20 protein-coding genes and 3 tRNA genes are annotated in these 25,253 nt (G+C 52.8%); 8 read left to right on the top strand and 15 right to left on the bottom strand.

Annotation, left to right across the window (positions count from 1 at the left end; all coding sequences use genetic code 11):
* Positions 1-98: 98 nt before the first annotated feature.
* Complete coding sequence (locus AACZ64_RS04305) at positions 99-773, bottom strand: class I SAM-dependent methyltransferase (protein ID WP_293614657.1); 675 nt, start codon at positions 771-773, stop codon at positions 99-101.
* 107 nt (positions 774-880) lie between these two features.
* Between AACZ64_RS04305 and AACZ64_RS04300 the strand changes: the two genes are divergently transcribed.
* Entirely contained in the window at positions 881-3,205 is a 2,325-nt protein-coding gene (locus tag AACZ64_RS04300; RefSeq protein ID WP_293614739.1) for a Tex family protein, read from the top strand.
* Between the two features lie 50 nt (positions 3,206-3,255).
* Here AACZ64_RS04300 and AACZ64_RS04295 read toward each other — a convergent pair whose 3' ends face one another.
* From AACZ64_RS04295 to AACZ64_RS04280, 4 genes are all read right to left on the bottom strand, one after another.
* On the bottom strand, positions 3,256-4,476 hold the full coding sequence (locus AACZ64_RS04295) for an HD-GYP domain-containing protein (protein ID WP_293614656.1): 1,221 nt from the start codon (positions 4,474-4,476) through the stop codon (positions 3,256-3,258).
* Positions 4,477-5,045: 569 nt separating this feature from the next.
* Positions 5,046-5,121, bottom strand: a tRNA-His gene (locus tag AACZ64_RS04290).
* Between the two features lie 37 nt (positions 5,122-5,158).
* Positions 5,159-5,235 (bottom strand) — tRNA-Arg (locus tag AACZ64_RS04285).
* A gap of 37 nt (positions 5,236-5,272) precedes the next feature.
* Positions 5,273-5,349, bottom strand: a tRNA-Pro gene (locus AACZ64_RS04280).
* 165 nt (positions 5,350-5,514) lie between these two features.
* Between AACZ64_RS04280 and folD the strand changes: the two genes are divergently transcribed.
* From folD to AACZ64_RS04265, 3 genes are all read left to right on the top strand, one after another.
* Complete coding sequence (gene folD, locus AACZ64_RS04275; RefSeq protein WP_293614655.1) at positions 5,515-6,360, top strand: bifunctional methylenetetrahydrofolate dehydrogenase/methenyltetrahydrofolate cyclohydrolase FolD; 846 nt, start codon at positions 5,515-5,517, stop codon at positions 6,358-6,360.
* A gap of 85 nt (positions 6,361-6,445) precedes the next feature.
* Positions 6,446-7,186, top strand: coding sequence for a glycerophosphodiester phosphodiesterase family protein (locus AACZ64_RS04270; RefSeq protein ID WP_293614654.1), 741 nt, complete (start codon positions 6,446-6,448; stop codon positions 7,184-7,186).
* A 2-nt stretch (positions 7,187-7,188) separates the two neighbouring features.
* On the top strand, positions 7,189-8,394 hold the full coding sequence (locus AACZ64_RS04265; protein ID WP_293614653.1) for an FAD-dependent oxidoreductase: 1,206 nt from the start codon (positions 7,189-7,191) through the stop codon (positions 8,392-8,394).
* Between the two features lie 12 nt (positions 8,395-8,406).
* Here the strand turns inward: AACZ64_RS04265 and AACZ64_RS04260 are convergent, their stop codons facing one another.
* On the bottom strand, positions 8,407-9,837 hold the full coding sequence (locus tag AACZ64_RS04260; RefSeq protein WP_293614652.1) for an FGGY family carbohydrate kinase: 1,431 nt from the start codon (positions 9,835-9,837) through the stop codon (positions 8,407-8,409).
* Positions 9,838-10,022: 185 nt separating this feature from the next.
* Here AACZ64_RS04260 and AACZ64_RS04255 point away from each other — a divergent pair, with 185 nt between their 5' ends.
* Positions 10,023-10,955 (top strand): DMT family transporter, encoded by a 933-nt coding sequence (locus AACZ64_RS04255; protein ID WP_293614651.1) that lies wholly within the window; start codon positions 10,023-10,025, stop codon positions 10,953-10,955.
* A 181-nt stretch (positions 10,956-11,136) separates the two neighbouring features.
* Here AACZ64_RS04255 and AACZ64_RS04250 read toward each other — a convergent pair whose 3' ends face one another.
* From AACZ64_RS04250 to AACZ64_RS04235, 4 genes are all read right to left on the bottom strand, one after another.
* A complete protein-coding gene (locus AACZ64_RS04250) occupies positions 11,137-11,925 on the bottom strand; it encodes a M90 family metallopeptidase (RefSeq protein ID WP_293614650.1) in 789 nt (262 codons plus the stop codon).
* Positions 11,926-12,372: 447 nt separating this feature from the next.
* The gene (locus AACZ64_RS04245) at positions 12,373-13,035 is read right to left on the bottom strand and encodes a PEP-CTERM sorting domain-containing protein (protein ID WP_293614649.1); all 663 of its coding nucleotides are present in this window, start codon (positions 13,033-13,035) and stop codon (positions 12,373-12,375) included.
* Positions 13,036-13,311: 276 nt separating this feature from the next.
* The gene (locus tag AACZ64_RS04240) at positions 13,312-13,911 is read right to left on the bottom strand and encodes a hypothetical protein (RefSeq protein ID WP_293614648.1); all 600 of its coding nucleotides are present in this window, start codon (positions 13,909-13,911) and stop codon (positions 13,312-13,314) included.
* Between the two features lie 179 nt (positions 13,912-14,090).
* Positions 14,091-14,375 carry a hypothetical protein gene (locus AACZ64_RS04235; protein ID WP_293614647.1) on the bottom strand — a complete coding sequence of 95 codons (285 nt, stop codon included), beginning with the start codon at positions 14,373-14,375 and terminating at the stop codon, positions 14,091-14,093.
* Between the two features lie 511 nt (positions 14,376-14,886).
* Here AACZ64_RS04235 and AACZ64_RS04230 point away from each other — a divergent pair.
* On the top strand, positions 14,887-15,393 hold the full coding sequence (locus tag AACZ64_RS04230; RefSeq protein WP_293614646.1) for a PEP-CTERM sorting domain-containing protein: 507 nt from the start codon (positions 14,887-14,889) through the stop codon (positions 15,391-15,393).
* A gap of 672 nt (positions 15,394-16,065) precedes the next feature.
* Here the strand turns inward: AACZ64_RS04230 and AACZ64_RS04225 are convergent.
* Positions 16,066-17,529 (bottom strand): hypothetical protein, encoded by a 1,464-nt coding sequence (locus AACZ64_RS04225; protein ID WP_293614645.1) that lies wholly within the window; start codon positions 17,527-17,529, stop codon positions 16,066-16,068.
* 417 nt (positions 17,530-17,946) lie between these two features.
* On the opposite strand from AACZ64_RS04225, the gene AACZ64_RS04220 reads away from it, so the two are divergent.
* Positions 17,947-19,035, top strand: a complete 1,089-nt coding sequence (locus AACZ64_RS04220; RefSeq protein ID WP_293614644.1) for a ParB N-terminal domain-containing protein — start codon at positions 17,947-17,949, stop codon at positions 19,033-19,035.
* 5 nt (positions 19,036-19,040) lie between these two features.
* Positions 19,041-19,964 carry a hypothetical protein gene (locus AACZ64_RS04215; protein ID WP_293614643.1) on the top strand — a complete coding sequence of 308 codons (924 nt, stop codon included), beginning with the start codon at positions 19,041-19,043 and terminating at the stop codon, positions 19,962-19,964.
* On the opposite strand, the gene AACZ64_RS04210 is transcribed toward AACZ64_RS04215, so the two are convergent.
* From AACZ64_RS04210 to AACZ64_RS04195, 4 genes are all read right to left on the bottom strand, one after another.
* Positions 19,961-20,902, bottom strand: coding sequence for a DNA cytosine methyltransferase (locus AACZ64_RS04210; protein WP_293614642.1), 942 nt, complete (start codon positions 20,900-20,902; stop codon positions 19,961-19,963). The genes AACZ64_RS04215 and AACZ64_RS04210 overlap by 4 nt on opposite strands.
* Before the next feature lie 222 nt (positions 20,903-21,124).
* Complete coding sequence (locus AACZ64_RS04205) at positions 21,125-22,006, bottom strand: radical SAM protein (RefSeq protein ID WP_293614641.1); 882 nt, start codon at positions 22,004-22,006, stop codon at positions 21,125-21,127.
* Positions 22,007-22,064: 58 nt separating this feature from the next.
* The gene (cysS, locus tag AACZ64_RS04200) at positions 22,065-23,462 is read right to left on the bottom strand and encodes a cysteine--tRNA ligase (RefSeq protein ID WP_339639727.1); all 1,398 of its coding nucleotides are present in this window, start codon (positions 23,460-23,462) and stop codon (positions 22,065-22,067) included.
* A gap of 48 nt (positions 23,463-23,510) precedes the next feature.
* A complete protein-coding gene (locus AACZ64_RS04195) occupies positions 23,511-25,181 on the bottom strand; it encodes a glutamine--tRNA ligase/YqeY domain fusion protein (protein ID WP_339639726.1) in 1,671 nt (556 codons plus the stop codon).
* Positions 25,182-25,253 lie beyond the last annotated feature (72 nt).

The following is a 25,253-nucleotide window of genomic DNA, read 5'->3' as shown; positions in this document are numbered from 1 at the left end:
CGCGAGTTAGCGAACCGCCGGGTGATAGTATGCAGGGCCACAATGACCGGCAAAGGGCATTTGTGACCCATGGGTACTGACTGCGGCATATTTGTCTGTCAGACTTCATAGCATAAACCACGATCGGGCTTCCTGAACAAAATCACATCATCTTCCGGTCGTTCAATACTGGCTCCCCATCGAGTGCAAAGATAATCCATGGTGACAAAGCTGAAAAAACTGATATGGGTCAGGTCATTTTTGTAATGCCACCGCTCAAATGCCGCTTTGTCTTGTACCAGCTTGGTCATCAATCCCAGCCAGCCACCCGGCTCCAGCATGGCCCACAGGGTCTGAAGCACCTCACCGGGCCGCGACAAATGCTCCACCACTTCGGTCGCTGTAATGAAATCATAGCGATTGGCCAGTACTGACCTATCTGGAGCATAGTAAATATCGTAAATCACCACAGCAAACCCGGCTTCCTGCAACATCACCGACAGCGTCGGCCCCGGCCCGGCCCCAAAATCCAGCCCACGGCTCCCCGGGGCAAGCTTGCCAATCAACGGTGTGCAGAGACGACCCAGGAATGCCCGGTAGCGCTGATCCCCGGGATTGTTCTCATGGAGATCGTAATGGCTCTTTTCCTGCGCTGGAGAGAGCTGCTGCCCGGACGGAACAAATACCAGTTGGCAATGCGAGCACTGCAGGTAATCCCGTTGCCGGTCAGACCAGTAGTGCGCCACTGCCCGGTCTTCACAGAGCGGACACTGAATACCATCATTGTCAGCCATATTTTAATCTCTGGGACAAGTCTGTTGTGGGCCAGGAGAATCGCCCATAATCGCGCCCTTACTCTGTCATTATCAGCATTCCTGCCATAGACAATACGATGGACGATATGAATAAAATCCAGCACCAGATCGCTACGGAAATCAACGTCAAGCCGGCCCAGGTTGCCGCCGCCATGCAGCTGCTGGACGATGGCGCGACGGTACCGTTTATCTCCCGTTACCGCAAGGAAGTAACCGGGGGCCTGGACGACACGCAGTTGCGCACTCTGGAGGAGCGGCTCGGTTATCTACGGGAGCTGGAAGATCGCCGATCCACCATTCTCGCCAGCATTGAGGAACAGGGCAAACTCAACCCCGAATTAAAAACGGCTATTCTCGGTGCCGACACCAAAACCCGGCTGGAAGACCTCTACCTACCCTACAAACCCAAGCGTCGCACCAAGGGACAGATTGCGATTGAAGCGGGCCTGGAACCGCTGGCAGATGCATTGCTCAATGACCCAAGCCTGAACCCCGAGCATCAAGCCCAGGCCTATATCAATCCGGAACAGGGTATCGCAGACAGCAAAGCCGCACTGGATGGCGCCAAGTATATTCTGATGGAACGGTTCAGCGAGGATGCCAACCTGATCGGCAGACTGCGCCAGCAGCTTGCCGATGAAGCGTTGCTGACAACCACCGTAATAACTGGCAAGGCACAGGAAGGCGAGAAATTCCGTGATTACTTCGAACACAGTGAACCTCTGAAAAACACCCCCTCACACCGTGCACTGGCCATGTTCCGCGGCCGCCGTGAAGGCATTCTGGCAATCAGGGTAGATCTTGCCGTGGATGCCTCCAATCAGCACCCTTGCGAAACCGCGGTCGCCCGACACTTCAATATTGAGCACAGGGGTCGTTCCGCCGATGATTGGCTGGCCGAAGTGGTGCGCTGGACCTGGAAAGTCAAACTGCATGTGCATATCGAAACCGACCTGCTGGCAGAACTCCGGCAACGGGCCGAAGCCGACGCCATCGGTGTGTTTGCCACCAATATCAAGGATCTGCTTCTGGCCGCACCGGCGGGCCAAAAATCCACCATCGGACTCGATCCCGGACTGCGAACAGGCGTCAAAGTGGCGGTGGTAGACAGCACGGGGAAAGTCATGGATCACGATGCCATTTTCCCGACCCCGCCACAGAACAAAACCCGCGAAGCAGAAGCTAAACTGCTGGCATACTGCCAAAAACACCAGATCGCATTGATCGCTATCGGCAACGGCACGGCCAGCCGGGAAACCGAACGTTTTGTCAGGGAAATGCTGAAAAATCACCCGGAGCTCGCCACACAGGCGGTGGTGGTCAACGAATCCGGTGCCTCCGTGTATTCAGCCTCCGAGCTTGCCGCACGCGAATTCCCCCATCTGGATGTCACCATTCGTGGTGCCATTTCCATTGCCAGGCGACTGCAGGATCCGTTGGCGGAACTGGTAAAAATCGACCCGAAATCCATTGGGGTCGGCCAATACCAGCACGATGTCAGTCAGGTTGAACTGTCCCGCAGTCTGAATGCCGTGGTGGAGGACTGTGTCAACGCCGTCGGTGTCGAGGTGAATACTGCCTCCGCCGCACTCCTCAACCGGGTGGCTGGCCTGAACCAGACCATCGCCGACAATATAGTGGCTTTCCGGGATGAGCACGGCCCCTTCAAAAGCCGTTCCGCCCTGAAAAAAGTACCGCGACTGGGCGACAAAACCTTCGAGCAGGCCGCCGGTTTTTTGCGCATAGCCAATGGTGACAACCCATTGGATGCCTCCGCTGTTCACCCGGAAAGCTACCCGTTGGTGTCGCGCATGGCCAAAGATCTCGGCAAACCCATCCAGTCGCTGATCGGTGACGCCACCACCCTGCGCAGCATCACGGCAAACAACTATGTGGACGAGCGATTTGGCCTGCCCACCATCACGGATATTCTCAGCGAACTGGACAAACCTGGCCGTGATCCGCGTCCGGAATTCAGGACTGCCACCTTCAAGGACGGTGTTGAAACGCTGAAGGATCTACAGCCCGGGATGACTCTGGAGGGTACGGCCACCAACATCACCAGCTTCGGTGCATTTGTGGACATCGGCGTACACCAGGATGGCCTGGTGCACATCTCGGCACTGGCAGATAAATTCGTCAAAGACCCAAGAGAAGTCGTCAAGGCCGGTGATATCGTGCGAGTGAAAGTACTGGAAGTGGATATTGCGCGCAAGCGCATTGCCCTGACCATGCGGCTGGGCGACGAACCGACAAAGAACAAAGCATTGCCAGAAAAGTCACGCCAACATCCACAACGCAACAACGCTACAAACAAGCAAACGTCCAAAAAACCTGGGCAGTCCGCACAACAGCCCGCCAAAACCGGGACCCTCGGCGCACTGTTCGCCGAAGCGATGAAAAAGCCCTGATTACCCACTATTGGCAGGTATACGGAAAAAGCGAGAATTGCTGACGATTACTAATCAGGTGAGACTGTATAACCCTTATCCTGGAACAATCTCAGGCAGGCGGATGCAGCATCCGTGTCATATAACTTGCCAGCATTTTGCTCGATTTCAGCCAACGCCACATCAATGCCCAAACCCGGGCGATAGGGGCGGTGGGAGGCCATTGACTCCACCACATCGGCAATGGCAACTATCCTGGCTTCCATGGTGATTTGCTCACCCTTCAACCCTAAAGGGTAACCGCTGCCATCGATTCGTTCGTGATGTTGCCGAGCTATATCGGCCACCGGCCAGGGGAAATCGATATTTCTTAATACTTGGTAGCCGAACTCGGTGTGTTCTTTAACCAATGCATATTCCCCGGCACTCAACCTTGATGGCTTGACAAGAATTTCAGCAGGTACACCAATTTTACCAATATCGTGCAGCAACCCCGCAATCCGTAACCCTTCCTGGTACCTTTCATCAAATCCCATTTCAACCGCAATCGCCGCAGAAATTTCGCCGACGCGTTTTTCATGACCCGACGTATAGGGATCTCTGAGTTCCGTCAACTTGGCGACGGCATCGACCGTCTGGAGCATCGCCTGTTCCAACTGCCCTGCGTATTGAATTGTATTTTGTTCCAGTTGGTATCGCTGACTGATATCCGTCCAAACCCCGATGAAACGAGGAACCGGTGAGGCTAACCGATGCAGTTCATCCTGCACGAAGATATAGTTGCCGTCTCCACGCTGAAACCGGTATTCATGTACACCTTTTCCTCTCGCAAAAATTCTTTGACTGCTTTTAATAGCTTCCTCACGATCATCCGGGTGCAGATGTTTCTCCCACCAGCCCGGCAGCAGCGCCTCCTCTGTCGAGTATTGCAATACATCCACGATGTTGGGGCTGACCCAGGTGGCATGGGACACTCTATCCCTCTGCTCAAGCACATACACAATAACCGGCGCCGCCGCAAAAAATTCCGGCAGTGTAAAAAAATTCAATTCAGAGGCAACTTCCGCCTGTTCCGCACGTTTTTCAGAGCGCTCAAGACGGTAAAGCAGAAAATAGAGCAGTAAGGACATCAAACCAACAAATAAAAGTCCTTTGAGCGTACTGCCTAAAAATGTGGTTTCAATGTCACCAAAAAGATGAAATAACAGCCAGTCACTACCGAGTATCCAGCCCGTGCCAACCAGACCATAAAGAACGACAATCACTAATTTCTTTCGGGACAGAACATCCATTTAAATCAATTCCTTAACCATCGGATCAACCTGATTTTCTATGGTGCTGCCACCCAAAATAGTACTCTCTGTATCATCTGGCAACGATTTTGTTTCTCATTAACCGCTTATTTACCGCTCTCAAACTTGAGCGGAACACAGTCAAGCACAACGGGCAAATTGACATCTGCATACCAGCACCTGTTCCACACAAGCTATCCCCGGTCAATGGACAGCCTTGACGGACTTTCAACACCCACTTAATATAAATGAGAATGATTACTATTAGTTTTTATGCGGAGGGTCAAAATATGGGGTATCTCATTCACACGCATCTCAAAGAGGGTCGCCCGTGCCTTCGCATAGTCGATGCCGAGTCCGGCCAGGAATGCCTGCATTGGTGCTGCGAGCGCCCTCCCGGCGCAGAAGAAGAAACCGCCAAGCAGGAAATGCACAGACTGGTTAGTAAACTTTTGCTGCTCAGCTGCCAGCAGACGTTATGCAGCCCTGCAGATACAACCAAAATCAAGCGAACCCGCTAAAAGAAACCGAACAAAAAAGGCGGTCCGAATGGACCGCCTTCTGGAAGATGGGGTGGCTGACGGGGATCGAACCCGCGACCACAGGAATCACAATCCTGTGCTCTACCAACTGAGCTACAGCCACCATTGTATTACTTGCTGTCTATTGCGCCAGAACTGGATGGCACGCCCGGCAGGATTCGAACCTGCGACCTACGGCTTAGAAGGCCGTTGCTCTATCCAGCTGAGCTACGGGCGCTCAACAAGCAGTTTACAACAGTTTCCGAAGATGAGGGTGGTCGGGGAAGAGGGATTCGAACCCCCGACATCCTGCTCCCAAAGCAGGCGCGCTACCAGACTGCGCTATTCCCCGTTCTTACTCTGAACCCTCATTTCGAGAGCAGCGCATAATACTGACGCCAACCCGCTTCGTCAATCAAAAAGCCGGATCGGTTGCCGCCGGTTACTCGCTTCACAGACAAGAGGCGAAGTGCGAAAATGCGTGGATTTACACCCGGACTCAGGAGTCATACTTACCATGGCAGCAATCATTCTCGATGGCAAAGCCGTCGCCCAGCAGACCGAGGCCGAACTGAGCGAACGGGTGGCGCGACTGAAACAGAAAAGTGGTGGCCAGGCACCGATTCTCGCCACCATTCTGGTGGGCGGCGATCCGGCATCAGCCACCTATGTGAAAATGAAGCAAAATGCCTGCAAGCGCGTGGGCATGGAATCCATCGCGGTAGAAATGCCCGACTCCACCACCACTGAACAGCTACTGGCCAAAATTCAGGAGCTTAATACCAACCCCAACTGCCATGGCATTTTGTTGCAACACCCGGTACCGGAACAAGTTGACGAGCGTCTCTGTTTCGACAGCATCGCCCTGGAAAAGGACGTGGACGGTGTCACCTGCCTCGGTTTTGGCCGCATGGCCATGGGTGAATTCGCCTATGGCTCTGCCACACCTCAGGGCATCATGCGTCTGCTGGCCGCCTACGATATCCCCTTGGCAGGCAAGCACACCGTCGTCGTCGGCCGCAGCCCGATTCTCGGCAAACCCATGGCCATGATGTTGCTCAATGCCAATGCCACAGTAACCATCTGCCACTCCCGCACAGAAAATTTACCGGCAATTATAGGTGGTGCCGATCTGGTGGTCGGCGCAGTGGGGAAACCCGAATTTATCAAGGCCGACTGGATCAGGGATGGCGCAGTGGTAGTGGATGCCGGTTACCATCCCGGCGGTGTCGGCGATATTGAACTGGCGCCCCTGCACGATCGCGCTGCCGCCCTCACCCCGGTACCGGGTGGTGTCGGCCCCATGACCATCAACACGCTGATCCTGCAGTCCGTTGATGCCGGTGAGAAAAAACTGGGCTGAACAGCCATCATCAACCCCGATAGCGATTGTCGTTACCCCTGCCCTGCTCTAGGATAAAGAGATAGGCGCACGACAGGATATCATCATGATAGCGAAGCGACTGGTCGCCCACCGGGGCTACCCCAGGCACTACCCGGAGAACACCCTGCTCGGTATGAGCAAAGCAATTGAAGCCCGGGCAAAATTTATCGAGACTGATATCCTCTTCAGCGCCGACCAACAGCCGGTGCTTTACCACGACACCCTCATGACCCGTATCAGCGGCGTGGAAAACGCCATTCATCTGTTGACCCTGGATGAACTGCGCCAAAATCCGGCCCACGAACCGGAGCGGCTGGGCCAGGCGTTCGTCGGTGAGCACATCACGCCTCTCTCGGCGCTGGTCGGGTTGCTGTCGGAGCATCCTAATGTCACGGCTTTTATCGAGCTGAAGCGCACCGGACTGGAAACTGTTGGTATCAAAAATGCTTACCGCATTGTCACCGAGATACTTGACCCGGTTATCGGGCAGTGCGTACTGATCAGTTTCAGCGACGAATTTATCCAGTATGCCCACGAACAGCAGTTTTCCCGCCTCGGAGTGGTACTCAAGGACTGGCAGGACAGACAGGGGCCCTGGATCACCGACATCCAACCGGAATTTATTTTCTGCGACACCGACAAAGTGCCGGAAGGAGCCACGCTGGACGAACTGCAAAGCACTGTAGTGGTCTACGAGGTGGAAGACCCCGATCAGGCCATTGACTGGTTCAACCGCGGTGCCGATATGGTGGAAACCTTTGATATCGGCAGCATGATTACCAACCTCGCCCACCGGGCCCTCTGACAGTGGCCGACAACAACCCCAGCGAACCCCATCCGGGCAACCAGTTCGATGTGGTGGTGATCGGCGGCGGCATTATGGGCGCCGGGGTGGTACAGGCCGCCCAGGCCGCCGGCTATCACTGCCTGGTGCTGGAAAAAAACAGTTGGGGTTCAGGCACCTCCAGCAAATCCAGCAAACTGATTCACGGCGGTCTGCGTTACCTGCAAAGCTGGGAGTTCTCGCTGGTACGGGAAAGCCTGCGGGAGCGCACACGCCTGTTATCGCTGGCTCCGCAGCTGGTTTATGGCAACTGGTTCTACATCCCCCTTTATGAAGGGTCGCGATTGCGCTCCTGGCAACTTCGTGCCGGTCTGACGCTCTACTGGCTCCTGTCGGGCTGCCGCACCGATGCCCGGTTTAACGTGGTTCCACCGGCCGAATGGCCCGAACTCGCAGGTCTGAAAACAGCCGGGTTGAAAAAAGTGTATCGCTACCGCGATGCCCAGACCGATGACGCCAAACTCACCAGCGCGGTAATTCAGTCCGCCGCATCGCTCGGGGCCGAGGTTGACAGCCCGGCAGAAGTCATCGCTGCGGAAAGCACGCCGGAGGGTTACCGGGTCCTGATGAAAGCGGCGTCGGGGGAAAGAACCGTCCACTGTCGTTTTCTGGTGAATGCCGCTGGCCCATGGGCCAACCAGATCGCCCGGCGGATAACTCCAGCACCCGGTCATCTCGACGTGGATCTTGTGCAGGGAACGCACCTGTTGCTGGACAGGAAAATCAGCGATCGCTGTTTTTATCTGGAATCCCCCAGCGATGGTCGCGCCGTGTTTGTATTGCCCTGGTATAACACCACCCTGCTCGGCACTACCGAAACCGGCTTTGACGGCGACCCGGATCAAGTGCTGCCCACAGCGGCAGAGAGAGACTACCTGTTAGGTATTTTGAAGCATTATTTCCCCGACTATGATGGCCGAGTTTGCGGCGAAATGGCGGGGCTCCGGGTGCTGCCAAAAGCCGCTGAAGGATTTCACCATCGCAGCCGCGAAGTGGAGTTTGTCGAAAACGCGCACTATCTGGCGATCTATGGCGGAAAACTCACCGGCTACCGCGCCACCGCCGAAAAAGTCCTGGAACGGATTGAGAAAAAACTGGGGCCGGCCAGTGCCGGGCGACGCGGTGACACCCGCCGGTTACCCCTACCACCCGCTAAAGGGCAATCCTGACTCCAGGCCCTGTCAGACAGACCTTGCCGTCGCGTCCGCCATGGCTTTAAGCCAGTCAGTGTAACGCTGCTTGATAGCCCCATCAGGCTGCGGCTTAAACTGCTCAAATGCCGACGGCCAATCTCCCGGCTGACCTGCCAGCAAAAAAGCCGCGCCTCTCGCGGTGCTTTCCGTTTCACCACTGCGCAACACGATCAACCCGGACAGGTCTGCCAGCCGCTGACAGAAGCCGTCGATCATCGACAGACCGCCGCCGACCACTATCTCCACGACAGGATCGCGATCCTCGCGAAGGCGGGTCAGGTTCACCATCAGCATAAAAACCACGCTTTCCAATACCGCGACGAGCTTACCCGCCGCCGAACCCTCACCGATAAACCGGCTTTGAAAATCACTCTGCCACCAGGGCGCACCCAACCCACCTACCCCATTCAGAAACAGCGGGACGTTCTGTTCACTATCACACCAATCCGCCAGATAGCTTTGATAGTGCTCAATGCCCAATTCGGCGCTGATGCTGTCGAGGGCACTGGCCGCCCCATTCACCGTGCCTTCGGCAACAAACAGACGTTGCCGGGCAGACTGATAGACGAGGGTTTTCAGCAGGCCTGTCGGTGCCGGATCATCGGCCGGCCAGGGCCTGGCAATAAATGCCCCGGTACCCACATTGATATAAAGACGATCGGGTTCCAGCGGGCCAACACCAAAAAACGCGGCATTCTGATCGCCATTCATCAGCGCCAATGGCACTGCTTTGCCACCCAGATCAAGGTCCCCGAAATCCGACTGACTGAAACAAACCGGGGGTAGCACCCGGCGGGGAATAGCAAACTGGCGCAACAAGGTTTCATCCCAGTCACCATGATGAATATTCCACAACAGGGTGCGCTGGGCATTACCAGGGTCTACTGCCACCGAGTGCTCCCGGGTAATGGTAGACAACAGATAGCTTGCCAATGGCCCGCAAAGCAACTGATCGGTAGCCATTACCTCGCTTACTGCGGGAATGTGATCCAGACACCAGCGCAATTTGCTGGCCCCATAGTGGGCATTGGGGCGCAAACCCGTGAGATCAGCCATGGTTGCCGGGTCGAGTTTGATATCGGCCAGATACGCGGCAGCGCGGGTATCCTGCCAGCTGATGACCGGAGACAGCGGCTCACCGGTTTGCCGATGCCAGCACACCAGACTGGAGCGTTGGGTCACCAACGCAGCGGACTGCAGCCGTTGCAGATCCGGCCCCAGCCTGTCGGCAACGTCTTCCAGTAACTCCCGAATGGAATTCACCACATCCGCTGGTACCTGCTCCACCCGGTTTCCCGCAATAAACCGTGTCGCCACAGCGCGCCGAAGCAACAATGCAGTGGTGCCCTGGGCATCAAACACCAACGCCCGACTGCTTTGGCCACCCTGGTCAATTACTAAATAAAGCGAATCATTCATAGGTGTATTACAGGTCAGTAGGGCAAGTTACTCAACAATTTATTCAAGCGTCTCTGGTTCAAGCGTCTCTGGCTACCCCCACTTTTTTGAAATCCCCTTTATTCCTTTATTCGCTAGTAAAGAATTAAGGCTGTCAGCTCGATTCCGACCCCTGGGTTAAGCTGCTAGGCTGAACGATTTGAACCTTGAGTGAACGTCAAACCATGCCAAACGCCTCCCAACATCTGGCCCGACCGCTGGCCATTGCCATTTTGGTTACCGGTTCCTTTCTGTTTGCCGCCAATCATGTCGCGGCCCGGGTGGCCTTTGATGACGGTACCGGCGTGTTGCTGGCTATTCTGACGCGTGGCAGCATTGCCTTTCTGATGATGCTGACGCTGGTGCTTGCGCAAAAACACAGGCTCAGCATTCCCTCGGGTAAACGGCGCTGGCAGTGCTTACTGGGTATCATGATCGCCGGGCAAAGCCTGTGTCTCTATTCGGCGGTAGCACGCATTCCGGTGGCCGTGGCCCTCTTGCTAGTGAACACCTGGCCCATTCTGTATACCTTGTTGACGTGGCTATTGGGCGGTCGACGACCGACTCTAAGACTGACCCTGATCATGACGATTATTCTGATCGGTCTGGTCATGGTGCTGGATTTGGGCACATGGCTGGCAGATCCCGCCGCAATGGGGCCGGATTGGTTGCCTGGCGTGATACTGGCTGAATCGGCTGCGTTGTTCTTTGCTGTTGCCATCTGGGTGACCGAGAACCGGCTATCCCAGCTGCCCGGTGCGATACGCAGTGTATTCACCATGATGACGGTGCTGGTGTTAATGGCACTCGGTGGCGTACTGGGCATCGTACCTGGTGGGTTGAACTTGCCCCAAAGTCAGGCCGGCTGGGTCGGGCTGGCCAGTCTGGCGGCCCTGTATGGTACTGCATCCACTATATTGTTTGTGCTGGTGCCGCGCCTGAACATGGCTCGCAACGCCCCGGTAATGAATCTGGAACCGGTCGCCTCCCTACTGCTGGGTTTTCTGATTCTGGGTCAGACACTGGCGCCGGTTCAGTTACTGGGTGGCGCTGTGGTGCTGAGTGGCATCGTCTGGTTGAGCCTGATGCGACAGGGGTAACGTCTCAATCACACCAGCCCGTAACGCAAGCTGTTCAGCATAAAGACGAAACTGTTATCTGGTTTAGCGTGCGGAGCTTTGCTTTCAAACTGCTGTAATAGAGCCTACAACAGCGGAAAAGATGGGGCACAGGCGAGCAATTTTTGCCGGAAGACGAACGGATCGAAAGGGGTTAAATGGGTTACATACCAGAGATCGCCAGCAGCACCGGTTGCTGGCGATAAAACTGGCACAACAACCGATAGACTTCGGGCATCGCTGCCTTCATGGTTTCCGGCGTCTCGAAAAATGCTTCACTGCACACCGCAAAGAATTCAGCCGGACTGGTCAGCGCATAATCATCAAGGGGCAGTGATCGGTGATGCTGCCGATCATTTTGCAATCGATCCCACGCGGCCGTAAAAATATCGTGCCACTCGCCGGGGCGCATATCGGGATGCATTGGCGGCGCACCATTCGCACCATCACGCAACATATCGAGTTTGTGCGCCAACTCGTGGATCACCACGTTAGCGGCCTTACCGTGACGCGTATCTGCGCCGCTGTCGCAGATCGACTGCCACGATAAAATCACCGGACCACGATACCAGGCTTCGCCGCTCAAGCCGGGACCTCTGGCATGAACCACGCCATCATCAGTGCGATGGGAGCGGTTCGGCACGAAATCTTCTTCGTAGAGAATCACCGTCTGCCAGCGGTCATACCAATCCAGGCCGAGATGTAGAACGGGCACACAAGCCATTGTCGCGAGTTTCAGACACATGGCATCAGTGAACTGGAACTCACCGCCAGAAACGAACGTTTTACGCGCGAGAAACCGAAAGGTCATATCGCGCAGGGCATCGCGCTCGGACCCCTGATAACGATGCATCACCGGCCAGTCGACAATAGCGGCCTCCCATTGCGCGGCGGTAAAACCCATTTTCTTAACGCGTCGACCTTCCAGCCAGTTGCGCAATCGCTTAAACATGTTTAACGCACCATAATTCACTACAGCATAACGTCTTGAACGGTTCAGGAACGACAGGATTGGAACGTCTGAGAAACACGATTTTTCATGCAGACGCTCACTGCGAACAGCTTACGGAAAATTCTGCTTTCTGGCACCGCCAGTTTTCGAAAGAACTAGACAGGCGTCTATGGAACGGCCAATGACCAATCCACAAAAAAATATCGTCAGGCAATCAATGAAGTCGTTAAAGAAAAGGACTCAAACCACATGAAACGAACTGATTTACCACAATGAAACAGGTGGTAAGCCATGCAAGCCGAGCCTATAAAAAATATCACACATAAAAATGTGGGCCAGGCTTCCATAAATTAGAGAAGCCTGGCCCACAACTATTTTTAATCAGACGAGCCTGTCACTCACGTTACTGATTCATTAGATCCGAACAGCAAATGGGACTGCTGGCAATCAGGCCAGAGCACGTCTACGACGCTGCAGACCGAGGCCAGCCAGGCCCAGACCAACCAGCAACAGAGTACCGGGGACTGGAATCTGACCGGTAGCCCGGGATGTTGTATAGGCCAGATCGTCCGATGCAATCTCTGACCCGGAAATGGTGATTGACCCAATAGCAACCGTAGACAGCACGCTCACAAACTCCATAGTGCCATCACCCGGGCCAAAACCGTTAGCTCTGGAAACGATATCCAGCGATTCCGCGGCAAGACCAAAAAACTCGATAAACTCCGAACCGGCACCGGCAGCACTGAACCAGCCGCTGAATCCGAAAATCCCACCCAGTCCAGAAAAATCCAGGGAATAGCTACCGAAGCCATACCCAACACCAAAGCGTGAGCCTGAATTCGGGACAATCGCACTTGATGACCTGAAGTCAATCCAGTCACCCGCGTCAACCGACCGATGATTTACTGAACCATCGACAACACTCACGTCTCCGCCAAACAACGTGGTTAAAACTGTTCGACTGCCAGGCGTGCCTTCGTAGTCTTCAACCGCATCGGGAGTGAACAGCCCGCTGGTAATGGGACTCGCATGAACACTGAAGGCGCTAACCGACATGGCCATTCCCAAGCCCAATCCGAACAGAATTTTTTTGTATTGACCACGCATTATTTAGTACCCCTTCTTTTCGATATATTCATTGTTTGACGATAAATCAATCGTCACTTTTTACATTCAAGTTTAAGGCCTAAGCAAAATCCAGGCCAAAATATAAATATAACTAAAAATCAAACAGTTAACTAAACTTCTTTGATACTTGAATCCCAGCAATGTAAAGGAACCTGACGACCTCAGCGCCATGATCCTTTTACCATCTTTACAATGAAGCCAAAGGCTGGAACTCAAACATGAATAAAAACTCCCCATTTAAAACAGCGTTGAAAGTTATCGGCAATACTTATCTTTACCCTGCCACAAACTCATGCCAATCCTGAATACATTAACAACATCAGCACTCTGTCCAGCATTAGCCCATCTTTTGACCTGGGGATTCACTGCCATGAGCTCCATGCCGCCTTTGGGTGTTTGGCACCATTGTGCATGGTAAATTTCAGACCTTTTTGGGTGCGTTTCGGTACGGGTCGGGGCACCAAAAATATTAATCATAAGCGGTAAAAAATCAGATTTCATAAAACTGAAATCTCGCGTATCGCCGCTTTTCAATGAAGCACTGATATTACAAATAAAAGGGGGGTCTATTCCGGCCGACTGTTGATGAGCAAGCCACATTTTGAATCCTTGACTGGGAATATCTACTTTGAACTCCCAATCGTCGATGGTTTTGGTGGGTGTGCTACCCCGTGAAGGTTTATTTAAGCCATCAGCAACCAAACTGGGCATGACATGCTTGATGTCATCTGTCTGGCACAACTTGATATACTTTTCGGTCAGATCCAGCACTTCCTTGATGCCGTCAGCTGCGACCGAATGAATAGAAAAACTTAAGGTAAATGACAAGATAAAGCCTGTAAAAACTGATTTCATGATGCCTTCTCCGTTTGACATATCAGGTTCAAATCTTCCATTCCCCACCCGATAGTTGCGTTCCAACACATCCGGACTTTGTACGTTGGAGGGTGAAAAAACCACGGCTGGGAGACAGGATTAAGGCATCCCCACCACCTCGTTAAACCGAATCCCATTAACTTCAGGACTGCGTTTTATTAAAAGTTGACGTCACTGATATTAATCCAGACCTGACCGATAATCACAAGGGCGACGATAATAAACCAGCTACCGTAAACAAGGTTATGACGGCCAATCCTGCCTTGCCGGTGCAGCCTGAATCCGTACAGAATCATCGCCGAAAATATCACCTGAATTCCAAGAATTCCGAGCGCCGAAGCTAGCGAGCCAATATCCGGTTTAAACCCCAGGGCAACAGCCAGAAACCCAACGACACCAAATGTGAACAGCAACCAACTAAAAATTCGCAGAAAATTGAGCATATGCCCCCTAAATATCACAGTTGCGTTACAGGCAGGAAATAACCTGTAGATAACCAACCTTATGAGCGTTTGCCACTTGGCAGTCAGACTGCTTGATCAGCGCAAGTAGCCAAAGCAAGCAGCCAAAAAAGTCATAATGGTTCAAACATACCTGAATTATGTTAAGTGATGAAAACAGATAACAATAAATGGTTAATAAATAATTGTGATGCCCCTTTAGATTTGAATTCTCACCGCCCCCTTTAATTAATTCTCAGTTGTTACCAATTCTTTCATCTTCTAAAAATTGGCATCACGTGCTTCCCCGGCTTACTGTCAAAATAATTTACAGTCAGCCAGCATCTACACTCAAAGCCCCCATTAACTTATTGTAATTTAATAAGATAAAAATATGGCACACTTTATGCTTATGATTGTGTGTTAGACAAACTACAAAACGTTGGCGTCACCTGGCAGTGTCAGGACACTGCAACGAAGACCACCTAACTGGCAGTAAAATTTGGAGAACAACATGATTACAAAGAAATTCCTGGGAAAGTGCGCCGCCATATTTGCGCTGGTATTCAGCAGCTCCCTGTACGCAGCACCCATTTATGTCGGCAGCTGGGACACCTACAATGCCGACGGCCCGAGCTGGAGTGACTTCACAACGCCAACCTACACCGGCCAGGAAGTTGCCGCGCTGCTGTTTGGTGGCAGCTTTAGCAATTACGCGATTTCAACTGTGAGCACAGATCCCCTGGCCATCAACAACATGGTATGGCTTGACCAGATCTATATCGGGGTCGACCTGTTCGGCGAAAGCTACCGGGTAGATTCCAACAACAACGGCATCTACGATATTAATGGTGACACCACCGCCTGGGTCAGAGACAACGGCCAGGGTGGCGGATACATCAACTATGCCTTTATGATTGAGCAAACTCCCGGCGGCACTGTGCCCGCACCCGGCACCTTGCTGCTGTTGGGCATTGGCCTGGCGGCCCTGAGCCTGAGAGCCAAACTCGCCGCACGCTGAACAGGAACCACCCGGGTTTCGCCCAGGGGGTAACCCTGGGCAGTACAGCTTGCTTCATATTGAAGTCCGCCCCGCATCGCGGGGCTTTTTTATTCTAATTTCTAATGCAACGCGTCCACATCAGGAGCAATGCGTCCACTTTCAGGGAAGTCGGCCAGCAGCCTATTCAAAACTCGTGATTTTGTGCCTTCATTAGTAATACATTCCCATTGGCAACCTGCTCTTCGGCTTTATAAAGCTCCTCCAGCAGCGCCAGCCGCCCTCGCATCCTCCCAGATTTCCGGACGTCCACCAGCACAGCAACTCCGCGCGCTCTCTGTGTTAACACCATAAGATGGCAGGTTTCATGGATCTGCTTTACAAATATGGAGACACCCGCCAGAAACACAGAAAGCGGGCGGATATCTTTACCTGAGTGAACTCTTGACGTGGGAATTACCTGCGTACATTTAAATGCACTTCTATATTGTGAAGCAGACAAGGTGGGTCGCAGTGAGTGATTTATCGGTGCAGCGCGCCGACAAAACAGTACGATGGCATGGGCTCTACGCCAATCAAAATGGATGCCGGGCCCTTTGTTAAACCGTACTCAACAGGTTGAGAAAACCATATTTTTAAGTTCAACCAGGACCCGGGTTTCTTGCTCGAGAGTAGAAGCCCCTGCCTCAACGGCTACTTCAAAAGACGAGCTCGACTGGCCCAGATCCCGGCGAGCCCAAGGAGGAAAAGGGGCAGTATCGCGGGTGTTGGCACTGGGGTCGCAAACCGGCTTGCAAGATCTTCAGTGGAAAAAGGGCCATCAGAGGAAAAGGTCCATGTAGCAAAATTTATGAACTGCCCTGAGAGCACCTGGTTATTCAGGATAGCGAGGGAGAGATTGATCAGATCGTCGGTAATCTCGAATGAGAGCAGGTCGGACAGCAGGTAGTCGTTCAAAAAAACGCTGTTGTTGCCTGCGCCGCCGTCGAAGATGCCGTTAATCAGCAGGCCCGAGGTCAACCCCTCCACGGTTAGCAGGTCGTCGCCCGCACCAAAGATCACATCGCCGAAGATCTTGCTGTCGCCCGAGACCAGCAGACTGCTATCGCCCTGTTCGGGGGCAAGCTGGATGGCGGTGCCGGACCGACCCCGCAGGGTGCCGCTGTTCTCGATGGTGATCTCGGAGGTGCTGGCCTCATCCGTGCCGATGGCGCGGACACCTTCGATATAGCCTTCGTTGATGATGGTCAGTGGGCCGGCGGGGCGGACATCGCCCTGCGTAGGCTCAAATAATGTATCCACGTCGATGCCGCTGCCGCCATCCATTGAATCACTCGCGGATCCGGTGGACACAATCACACCAGTGGCATGGTTGTGCACCCGCCCCTCGTCAATGTCGATCCCGTCATCGGTGCCGAGAATCACGCCATGGTTATCCGCCGTCCCGCTGGCGAATTGCACACCGTCTTCGTCGTCGGTCGCCATCGAGCCATCTATGGACCAACTGCGAGTCGTCGCGTTCCACTCCAGCCCGCGGAGGGCAATGGTGCCACGGTTCTCAATGGTGAAGTCCTCACGCGCTTCGACCACTTCCTCACCGCCCCGCAGTGTGCCGTGGTTAATCACGGTGCCGCCCGGTCCGCGACTCTGGATGGCGCGGCCCTCGGTGCTTTCGATCAGGCCATAATTGGTGATATTAGCGTTTTCCAGTTCGTCACCATTGTCCAATCGGACAGCCTGATTGCGTGCGAGGATTTCACCGCTTTCCCGGTTGATCAGGGTGAAATTGTCAGCATCGTCCTGAAGGCGGATACCCCGGTCACTGCCACGGATAGTGCCGGAATTGTCGACCGTCAGGTTAGCACCTGTGCCCCGGATCGCATCATCGTCGCCGCTTTCGATCAGGCCCTGGTTGTCGACCGACTGATCCGACCCGCCCAATTGCACCGGACGTCCTTCCGTACGGACGATTTGCGCATCGATTTCGACGGTCACTGACAGATTGTTTCGGTCGTCGTCAATATTGCCACTGTCTGCCGCGGTGCAGGTCAGCGTCGGGGAATCGACAGTGCCACCTTCAATGCATTGCTCCGCCATTGCTGGCACGCCGGACCAGGCCAGTGCTGCAGCCAGCACCAATTTATGGGTATTTTTCACGTATGCCTCCAAGACTGATCATTAACATCAGGACTGATGCTAGAGGTCTATCGTGACAACCCGATGAATCTTGTATGACAGGGATATGGGCCACGGCGTTTCAGAAACCGGGCACAACGCGATGGCTGCGAGGGAAAATCCACCGGCAATCAATATCGCAATGACCTGAACTTCGTAAGACTAGAAATTAAAGGGGTCGTGGCAGCCCATACTGCCTGTGGTGTGAGTTAAGTGGGACAAACAGAGGGTCAGTAGATATGGTCAAAAAATAATCGTTACGACCTATTTTTTGATGTCCTGGGGCTTTGCCGCGCAGGACTACGTATATAAGTTATAATCCTTCCTTAGTCATATTTTAATCTACGAATAGCATTTTGCTACGTGGACTGCAGCTTACTTTGTGGAGTGACCGAGAAGATGGAAGACAATATAGCTCCCCCACCCGTTCAGAAAATATTAACTACCGAACTTGGTTTCGACTCAGATAACCCACGTTTTTATAGATTAAACAATGAACATTCTCAGGAAGATCTTATTGAGGATATGTTTGATGATGAAGGTGTAGCAGACCTGATGCGTTCAATCGGTCAAAAAGGGTATTTCGAAGGTGAGCCTTTGTTGGTGACGAGGGAGAATGATAAGTTCATTGTTGTTGAGGGTAACAGGCGCTTAGCAGCAGTAAAGCTTCTCAATGGTGAGATTACTCCTCCACCCAAAAGGACTAACAGTGTTAAACAAATTGTCGAAGAGACAATAGTCGAACCACCTTTTGAACTTCCCTGCATTATTTATCCTGAGCGCCGAGACGTTCTACGATATCTTGGATACCGTCACATCACTGGAATCAAGGAGTGGGACTCTCTTTCTAAGGCTAAATACCTCGCAAAGATTCGCACCGAATTCTATGCTGAAGAAACGATTGATAACCAAATGCGAGATCTTGCAAAAGATATTGGCAGCAGAAGCGATTATGTAGCTCAGCTGTTGACTGCTCTAAATCTATATTTACACGCCGAAAGGAAAAGTTTTTTTGATCTTCAAATGACAGCTAAAGATGTTGTTTTTTCTTACATAACGACAGCGTTGAATTATAAAAGAATAACTGATTGGCTAGGGTTAGAAAGTAAAAATGATCTTGAACCTGGTAGCCTAAATGAAGAAAACTTGAAAAGTCTTTTTTCATGGATGTTTGTAAAGGATCAACAGGGACGGACCATTATTGGTGAATCTAGAAGACTATCCGAAATTGCTGCTGTCGTTTCTGATCAGGCTGCAGTTAATGTACTTAAAGAGACGTCCATTCTTGATGAGGCATTCCTGTATAGCGACGGCCCTCAAGAGGCACTAAATAACGCCCTTCAATCTGCTATAAGTAAAGCGGAGAGTTCATGGAAACTGTTATTAAAAGTTGATCCTCTTAATCATTCGCATCTTTCACTTGCTGAGAAACTTGCAAATAGTGCGCGTGATATTAGAAATCATCTAAGGGATAAATTAGAGGACTAGGGCAAATGTTACTTCTTGCACTTGAGATACCACCAGATAAGTCGGATCAGTTATTCTGGACTGATTTTATCGAGCTGCGTGCTTTAATCCATCCAGATAAATGTTTCTCGTATGGTGATCTGTATAGTTTACAAAATCGTTTAAGAGATACTAACGTACGTACATTTTCTGCAGAAGAACGTTGGCGGGACATAACTTCTTTTGCCAACGTACGCTCCCATGAGTTTTCAGGAGCATACCCGTTTCAGGTAAGTGAGGATGGCGACACCCTGGCGTTAACTTTTGACCCTGAGAAGAAAGAGCAAGTTACTTATTTAAACTTTCTGCTTGCTTCACTTATGCGCCACATCCCTAGTGACTGTCGGGCAGATTTAGCTAGGTATTTTGAGAAAGCGTGCTTTAAGATTTTTCAGAGGCTTATGCCGCAAGGAGCAGAAACAAGGGCAACTTGGGCCGGTGGAGGAGAGGAAGCTCCATACCAAGGTACACTATTTGAAAAGATGCAGCTCATTGCCAATGACATACGATGTAAAGCTAATTTTAAAGAGCGTGATTTTAAGAAAAATGATCGAGGCGATGGAGGTATCGATCTGATTTCTTGGCATCCAATGGCTGATAGCCGCAAGGGGATACCTATAGCTTTTGCTCAATGTGGCTGTTCAAAAAACCAGTGGGATTTCAAGCAACTTGAAGCGTCACCCGCTAAACATTATCCGCACTTTCCTGTCATGCACCCATGGGCGACTTACTATTTTCTGCCTCTTGACTTACGTGAATCAGATGGGGGATGGGCGTATGAAAGTGATATAGGGCAAGCAATCTTTGTTGATCGGCTTCGGTTAATTAGGCTTGCGGACGAGTACGAGCTGCATAATGAGCTTCCAAATCTGGATCTACTCGATACAGTAATGGATGTTGTATATAACTAACCCCACATATCCGGTAATGCTTTAACTACTGCCTCAAAAAGAGGAGGCGGTACGGCATTACCAACGACCGTATAGCGCATATTTAATGTGCCTGCCGGACTGTCGGGGAAGATCAGGTCTTTAAACCCTTGGATAGCAGCAGCTTCCCGATAGCTGAACCGGCGTGCATTACCATCATATTCAAAGCGCCAATCATTATGCTCATACTTGATCATTGGTGGGCTAGATGGGTGTAACGGCATATGGCGAGGATTAGCTACTATTGTTCTAGATTGTTGATCCCATGCCTTGTAACGGTCTCTAGACATGTAATACCAATGAAAATCGAGATCGTAAAATTCCCCTTCTGGCCACTCAGGTAAATGACCAATAACATCACGTATGGTAACTTTGTCTAGGCTGGCATTTTCCCCATGGGTTGGTTTGGGAAAATGATACTCAAGGCCAAGATCATTTCGCAGACCGACGATAAAGATCCTTTTGCGATCCTGAGCAACACCATAATCAGAAGCTGTTAAAACTTCTGCCTTGACTCTGTACCCTGCCTCTTCAAATACGCGAAACTGATCTTCTAGTAAATGTTTAAAGTTTTTGCGTACCATCCCTGATACATTTTCAACTACAAAAGCTTTTGGCTGGATTTGGTTAAGAGCACGAGAAAACTCAAGATATAGCGTATTAATACGCCGTGATGGATCTCGCACACCACCTTGACTAAATCCTTGGCATGGATAGCAGCCAAGAAGCAATTCAGCATTAGGGAAAGTTTCTATATCGGTAACACTACCTAATACGTATTCAGTTTCCGGGTGGTTTGCCAGATATACGTCTCGTGCATAAGGCAAAATATCATTGGCTAGCACAACATCAAAACCAGCTTTAATAATGCCAGCGTCAGAGCCACCACAGCCAGTGAATAACGAAACTGCCTTAGTCATTACATTTGCCCACTATATAAATAAATCGATGTATGAGCCCTATTAGCTCCTAATAGCCTTCTATCTTTACATCCTATATGTTGATGTAAAAAGCAGAGGTGGATCATGACAATCAAAAAGGATAGGTTAACATCTAGTGTATCGCCTCTCTACTCGCAAGATCATGGCATTCAAGCCCATTTTTTCAAATAACAAATCTGACCACTCATCATTAAATGTGCATTACAGTCCCCGCTGCCACTCCTCCCTTAATGGAATCACGCCGGGCCGCTGGATAGCGGTGCGTACCTGCTGCAACAACTGTGCTTTATCGCGGTTAAGGGTGCCTTTCAGGACCAGATAGTTGGAGGCGTGGTCGCTGCGGAATACGGTGCGCTCCAGCTCCAGGGTATCCAGCAGAATTTCCATTTCCTGAAACAGTTGCTGCTGCGTCAGCGGTTGGAATTCACCGCCAAAACCTTGCTGAAACCGTTCAATGCCTCCGGGGAAACTCACTACCAAAGTTGAAAGAAATTCCGGCTGGGCCTCGTTCATTAATTTCGCGGAGTTGATGGCGTGCTGCTCGGTGTATTGTTGCCCGCCGAGTCCATTGAGGATCATCACCGAGCTTTTCATGCCGGCCTGTTTGATTTTGTGCAGGGCATCCAGTGATGAGGCGTAGTTTTCGCCCTTGTCGATTTTTTCCAGCACCAGATCGTCGCCGGACTCACAACCCACGTACATCAGGCTGAGGCCGAGCTGTTGCAGCTCCGCCAGTTCATCCACGGATTTGTTTTTCATGTTGCTGGGCAGGCAGTAGGAGGAGATGCGCTGCACATCCGGCAGGTACTGGCGGATGGCCAGCAGAAGCTCCCTTAGGCGGCGGAAGGACAATGTCATGGCGTCGCCGTCGGCCAGAAATACCCGGCGCACGGGGTAGCCGCTGCTGGCCACCTGTTGCAGTTCCTGTTCAATCTCCGACTGGGGTTTGACGCTGAATTTTTTCTGCGGGGCGGTGTACATCTCGCAGAAGGTGCAGCGGTTCCAGGAACAGCCGTTGGTGACCTGCAGGATCAGCGAGCGGGCCTCGCTGGGGGGACGAAAAAGGGGTTCTACGTAGTTCATCAGCCTATCTTACCCTCTTGCGGGAAAGTTAGCTTTTAACTGAACCCCTTTAGGATACTTACTCCCTTCTCCATGTGGTGCCTTCTCGAGAATCTTCCAGCACCACACCTTGTGCGAGCAGATCGTCGCGAATCTGGTCGGCGCGGGCGAAGTCACGATTTTTCTTGGCAGCGACGCGCTCGGCAATCAGTGTTTCGATTTGTTCGGCGTCCGGGCCATCGCTGGCGATTCCCTGCAGAAAGGTTTTGGGTTCCACCGTGAATATACCAAACACACCGCCCAACGCTTTTAACTCGGCGGCCAGTTTCGCCGCCTGAGCCGGGTCGGTTTTGGCACAGGTGTTCATGTCCCGCACCAGGTCATACATGGCGGCCAGTGCATCGCGGGTGTTGAAGTCGTCATCCATGGATTCGACAAAACGGCGGTAGTAGTCACTGGCGTGCAGTGTATCGAGAGCTGCGGGAGCCACTTCGGTAAAGGGAAGCAACGCGGTGTAGAAACGGTCGAGGCCGCCCTTGGCCTCGATCAGATTCTCTTCGGAATAATTGATGGGACTGCGGTAGTGACTGGACAGCAGGAAGTAGCGCACCACTTCCGGATGATATTTTTTCAGCACTTCGCGGATGGTGAAGAAATTGTTCAGTGACTTGGACATTTTCTCGTTGTCCACCCGCACCGCACCGGCGTGCATCCAGTAATGCACGTATTTTTTACCGGTGGCGGCTTCGCTCTGGGCGATTTCGTTTTCGTGGTGAGGAAACGGCAGATCCGGCCCGCCACCGTGGATATCGAAGGTATCTCCCAGACAGCAGGTGGACATGGCAGAGCACTCAATATGCCAGCCGGGACGACCGGGTCCCCAGGGAGATTCCCAACTCACTTCGCCGGGTTTGGCACTTTTCCAGAGCGCAAAATCGCGCGGGTCTTCCTTGGCTTCGTCCACCTCGACGCGGGCACCGGCCAGCAGGTCTTCGGGGTTGCGACCACTGAGTTTGCCGTAGTCGGCAAACCGGCTGACCCGGTAGTAGACATCGCCATTGTCGGCGGCATAAGCGTAGTGGTTGTCCACCAGAATCTGCACCATGGCGAGAATATCGTCCATATAGGCGGTAGCGCGGGGTTCCAGGTCGGGCCGCAACACGCCGAGAGCATCCTCGTCGCCGTGCATGGCGTCGATCATCCGTTCGGTGAGCGCCATGTAGGGTTCGCCATTGTCGTTGGCGCGGTTGAGAATCTTGTCGTCGATGTCGGTAATGTTGCGGACGTAGGTGACGTCCCAGCCCCGGGTTCTCAGGTAGCGGGTGATCACGTCAAACGCCACCAGTACCCGGGCGTGACCGATATGGCAGTAGTCGTAAACGGTGATACCGCAGACGTACATGCGAATCTTGCCCGCCTCGATGGGTTTGAAGACTTCTTTCTGCCGGGTCAGAGTGTTGTATAGAGTCAGTGCCATAGTGCCTTGTCTTATCAATAAGCGGGGTCTTCAGTTGGACCCCGACGGTCAGCTTTTCCAGTTATCCCTGAGTTCGATGGTGCGGTTAAACACCAGGGTATTCTCGCTACCGGCTTCCGTATCCCGACAGAAATAACCTTCCCGCTCGAACTGATAGTTATCCCCTGCAACGGCCTCCGCAAGACCGATTTCGACCTTGCAACCGGACAATACCGTCAGCGATGCCGGGTTGATGAAGTCGAGGAAGTTGCGATCGCCCGCATCCGGCGCCGGATCGCTGAACAGCCGGTCATAGAGCCGCACTTCACAGTCTACGCACTCCGTCGCGGATACCCAGTGAACCACACCGCGGGGACGAATGCCCTCGGGCGGGTCTTCGCCGTGGGTGCCGGGAATCATTTCCGCCAGAATCTCGACGATCTCACCGCGGTCATCCTTCACCACCTCATTGGCCTGAATGACACAGGCACCGCGCAGCCGCACCCACTCGCCGGGCACCAGCCGCTTGAATTTCTTGCGGGACAGGCTGCTGTCTTCGTTGAAATCCTCGCGGTCGATATAGATTTCCCGGGTAAAGGGCAATTGGCGCTCGCCGAGATCATCGCGATTGGGATGACCGGCCACCGTGCGCATATCCACCTCGCCCTCGGGCACATTGGTGAGGGTCACTTTCAGGGGATGCAGAACACACATGGCCCGCGGGGCATTATCGTTGAGATCGTCGCGGATAAAGTGCTCGAACTGGGCCATGTCCACCACACCGTCAGTCTTGGCCACTGCCAGGCTGTCACAGAAATTGCGAATTGCCCGGGGGGTTACGCCCCGACGGCGCAGACCGGAGAGCGTCGGCATACGCGGATCATTCCAACCGCTGACATGGCCCTCATCCACCAGCTGTTTGAGCTTGCGTTTGCTGGTAATGCTGTAATTCAGATTGAGCCGGCCGAACTCGAACTGACGCGGCTTTGACGGCACCGGCAGATTGTCGATAAACCACTCGTACAGCGGTCGGTTGGCGGCGAATTCCAGTGTGCAGATGGAGTGGGTCACCCCCTCGATCGCATCTTCCTGACCGTGGGCGAAATCGTAGGAGGGGTAGATGTTCCAGGTATCGCCGGTGCGGTGATGGGATCTTTTCTTGACCCGGTACAACACCGGGTCGCGCAGGTTGATATTGGGCGAGGCCATGTCAATCTTGGCCCGCAGGGTCATGCGACCCTCGTCAATGGCACCGGTTTTCATCTGTTCCAGCAGTACCAGATTGTCTTCAACGGAACGATCCCGCCAGGGGCTGTTTTTGCCCGGCTCGGTGAGGGTGCCACGGTATTCGCGCATCTGCTCGCCATTCAGCTCGCAGACAAAGGCCTTGCCCTCCCGAATCAGGTACTGGGCCCACAGGTACAACTGCTCGAAATAATCTGAGGCATAGCGCACCTCACCATCCCACTGAAAACCCAGCCAGCGCACGTCGTCGATAATCGCCTTGACGTACTCGTCCTCTTCTTTTTCCGGATTGGTATCGTCAAAACGGAGGTTGCACGCGCCACCGAACTGCTCCGCCAGCCCAAAGTTCAGGCAGATGGATTTGGCGTGCCCGAGGTGCAGGTAACCGTTGGGTTCCGGTGGGAAACGGGTCACCACGCTGGTCACCGAGCCATCGGCCAGCTCCCGGGAGATCAACTGCTGAATAAAATTGAGCGGTTTATTATCGTCTGCCATACTGCAGCCCCGCCGGGCCATCCTCCGCAAAAAAGAGCCGGATTATAGCCTCCGGGGAAGCCTGTATAAACA

This window comes from uncultured Porticoccus sp. (assembly GCF_963975625.1).
GTDB lineage: Bacteria > Pseudomonadota > Gammaproteobacteria > Pseudomonadales > Porticoccaceae > Porticoccus.
Note: the sequence above shows the minus strand (reverse complement) of the source record. Positions and strands in the feature narration are given on the sequence as shown.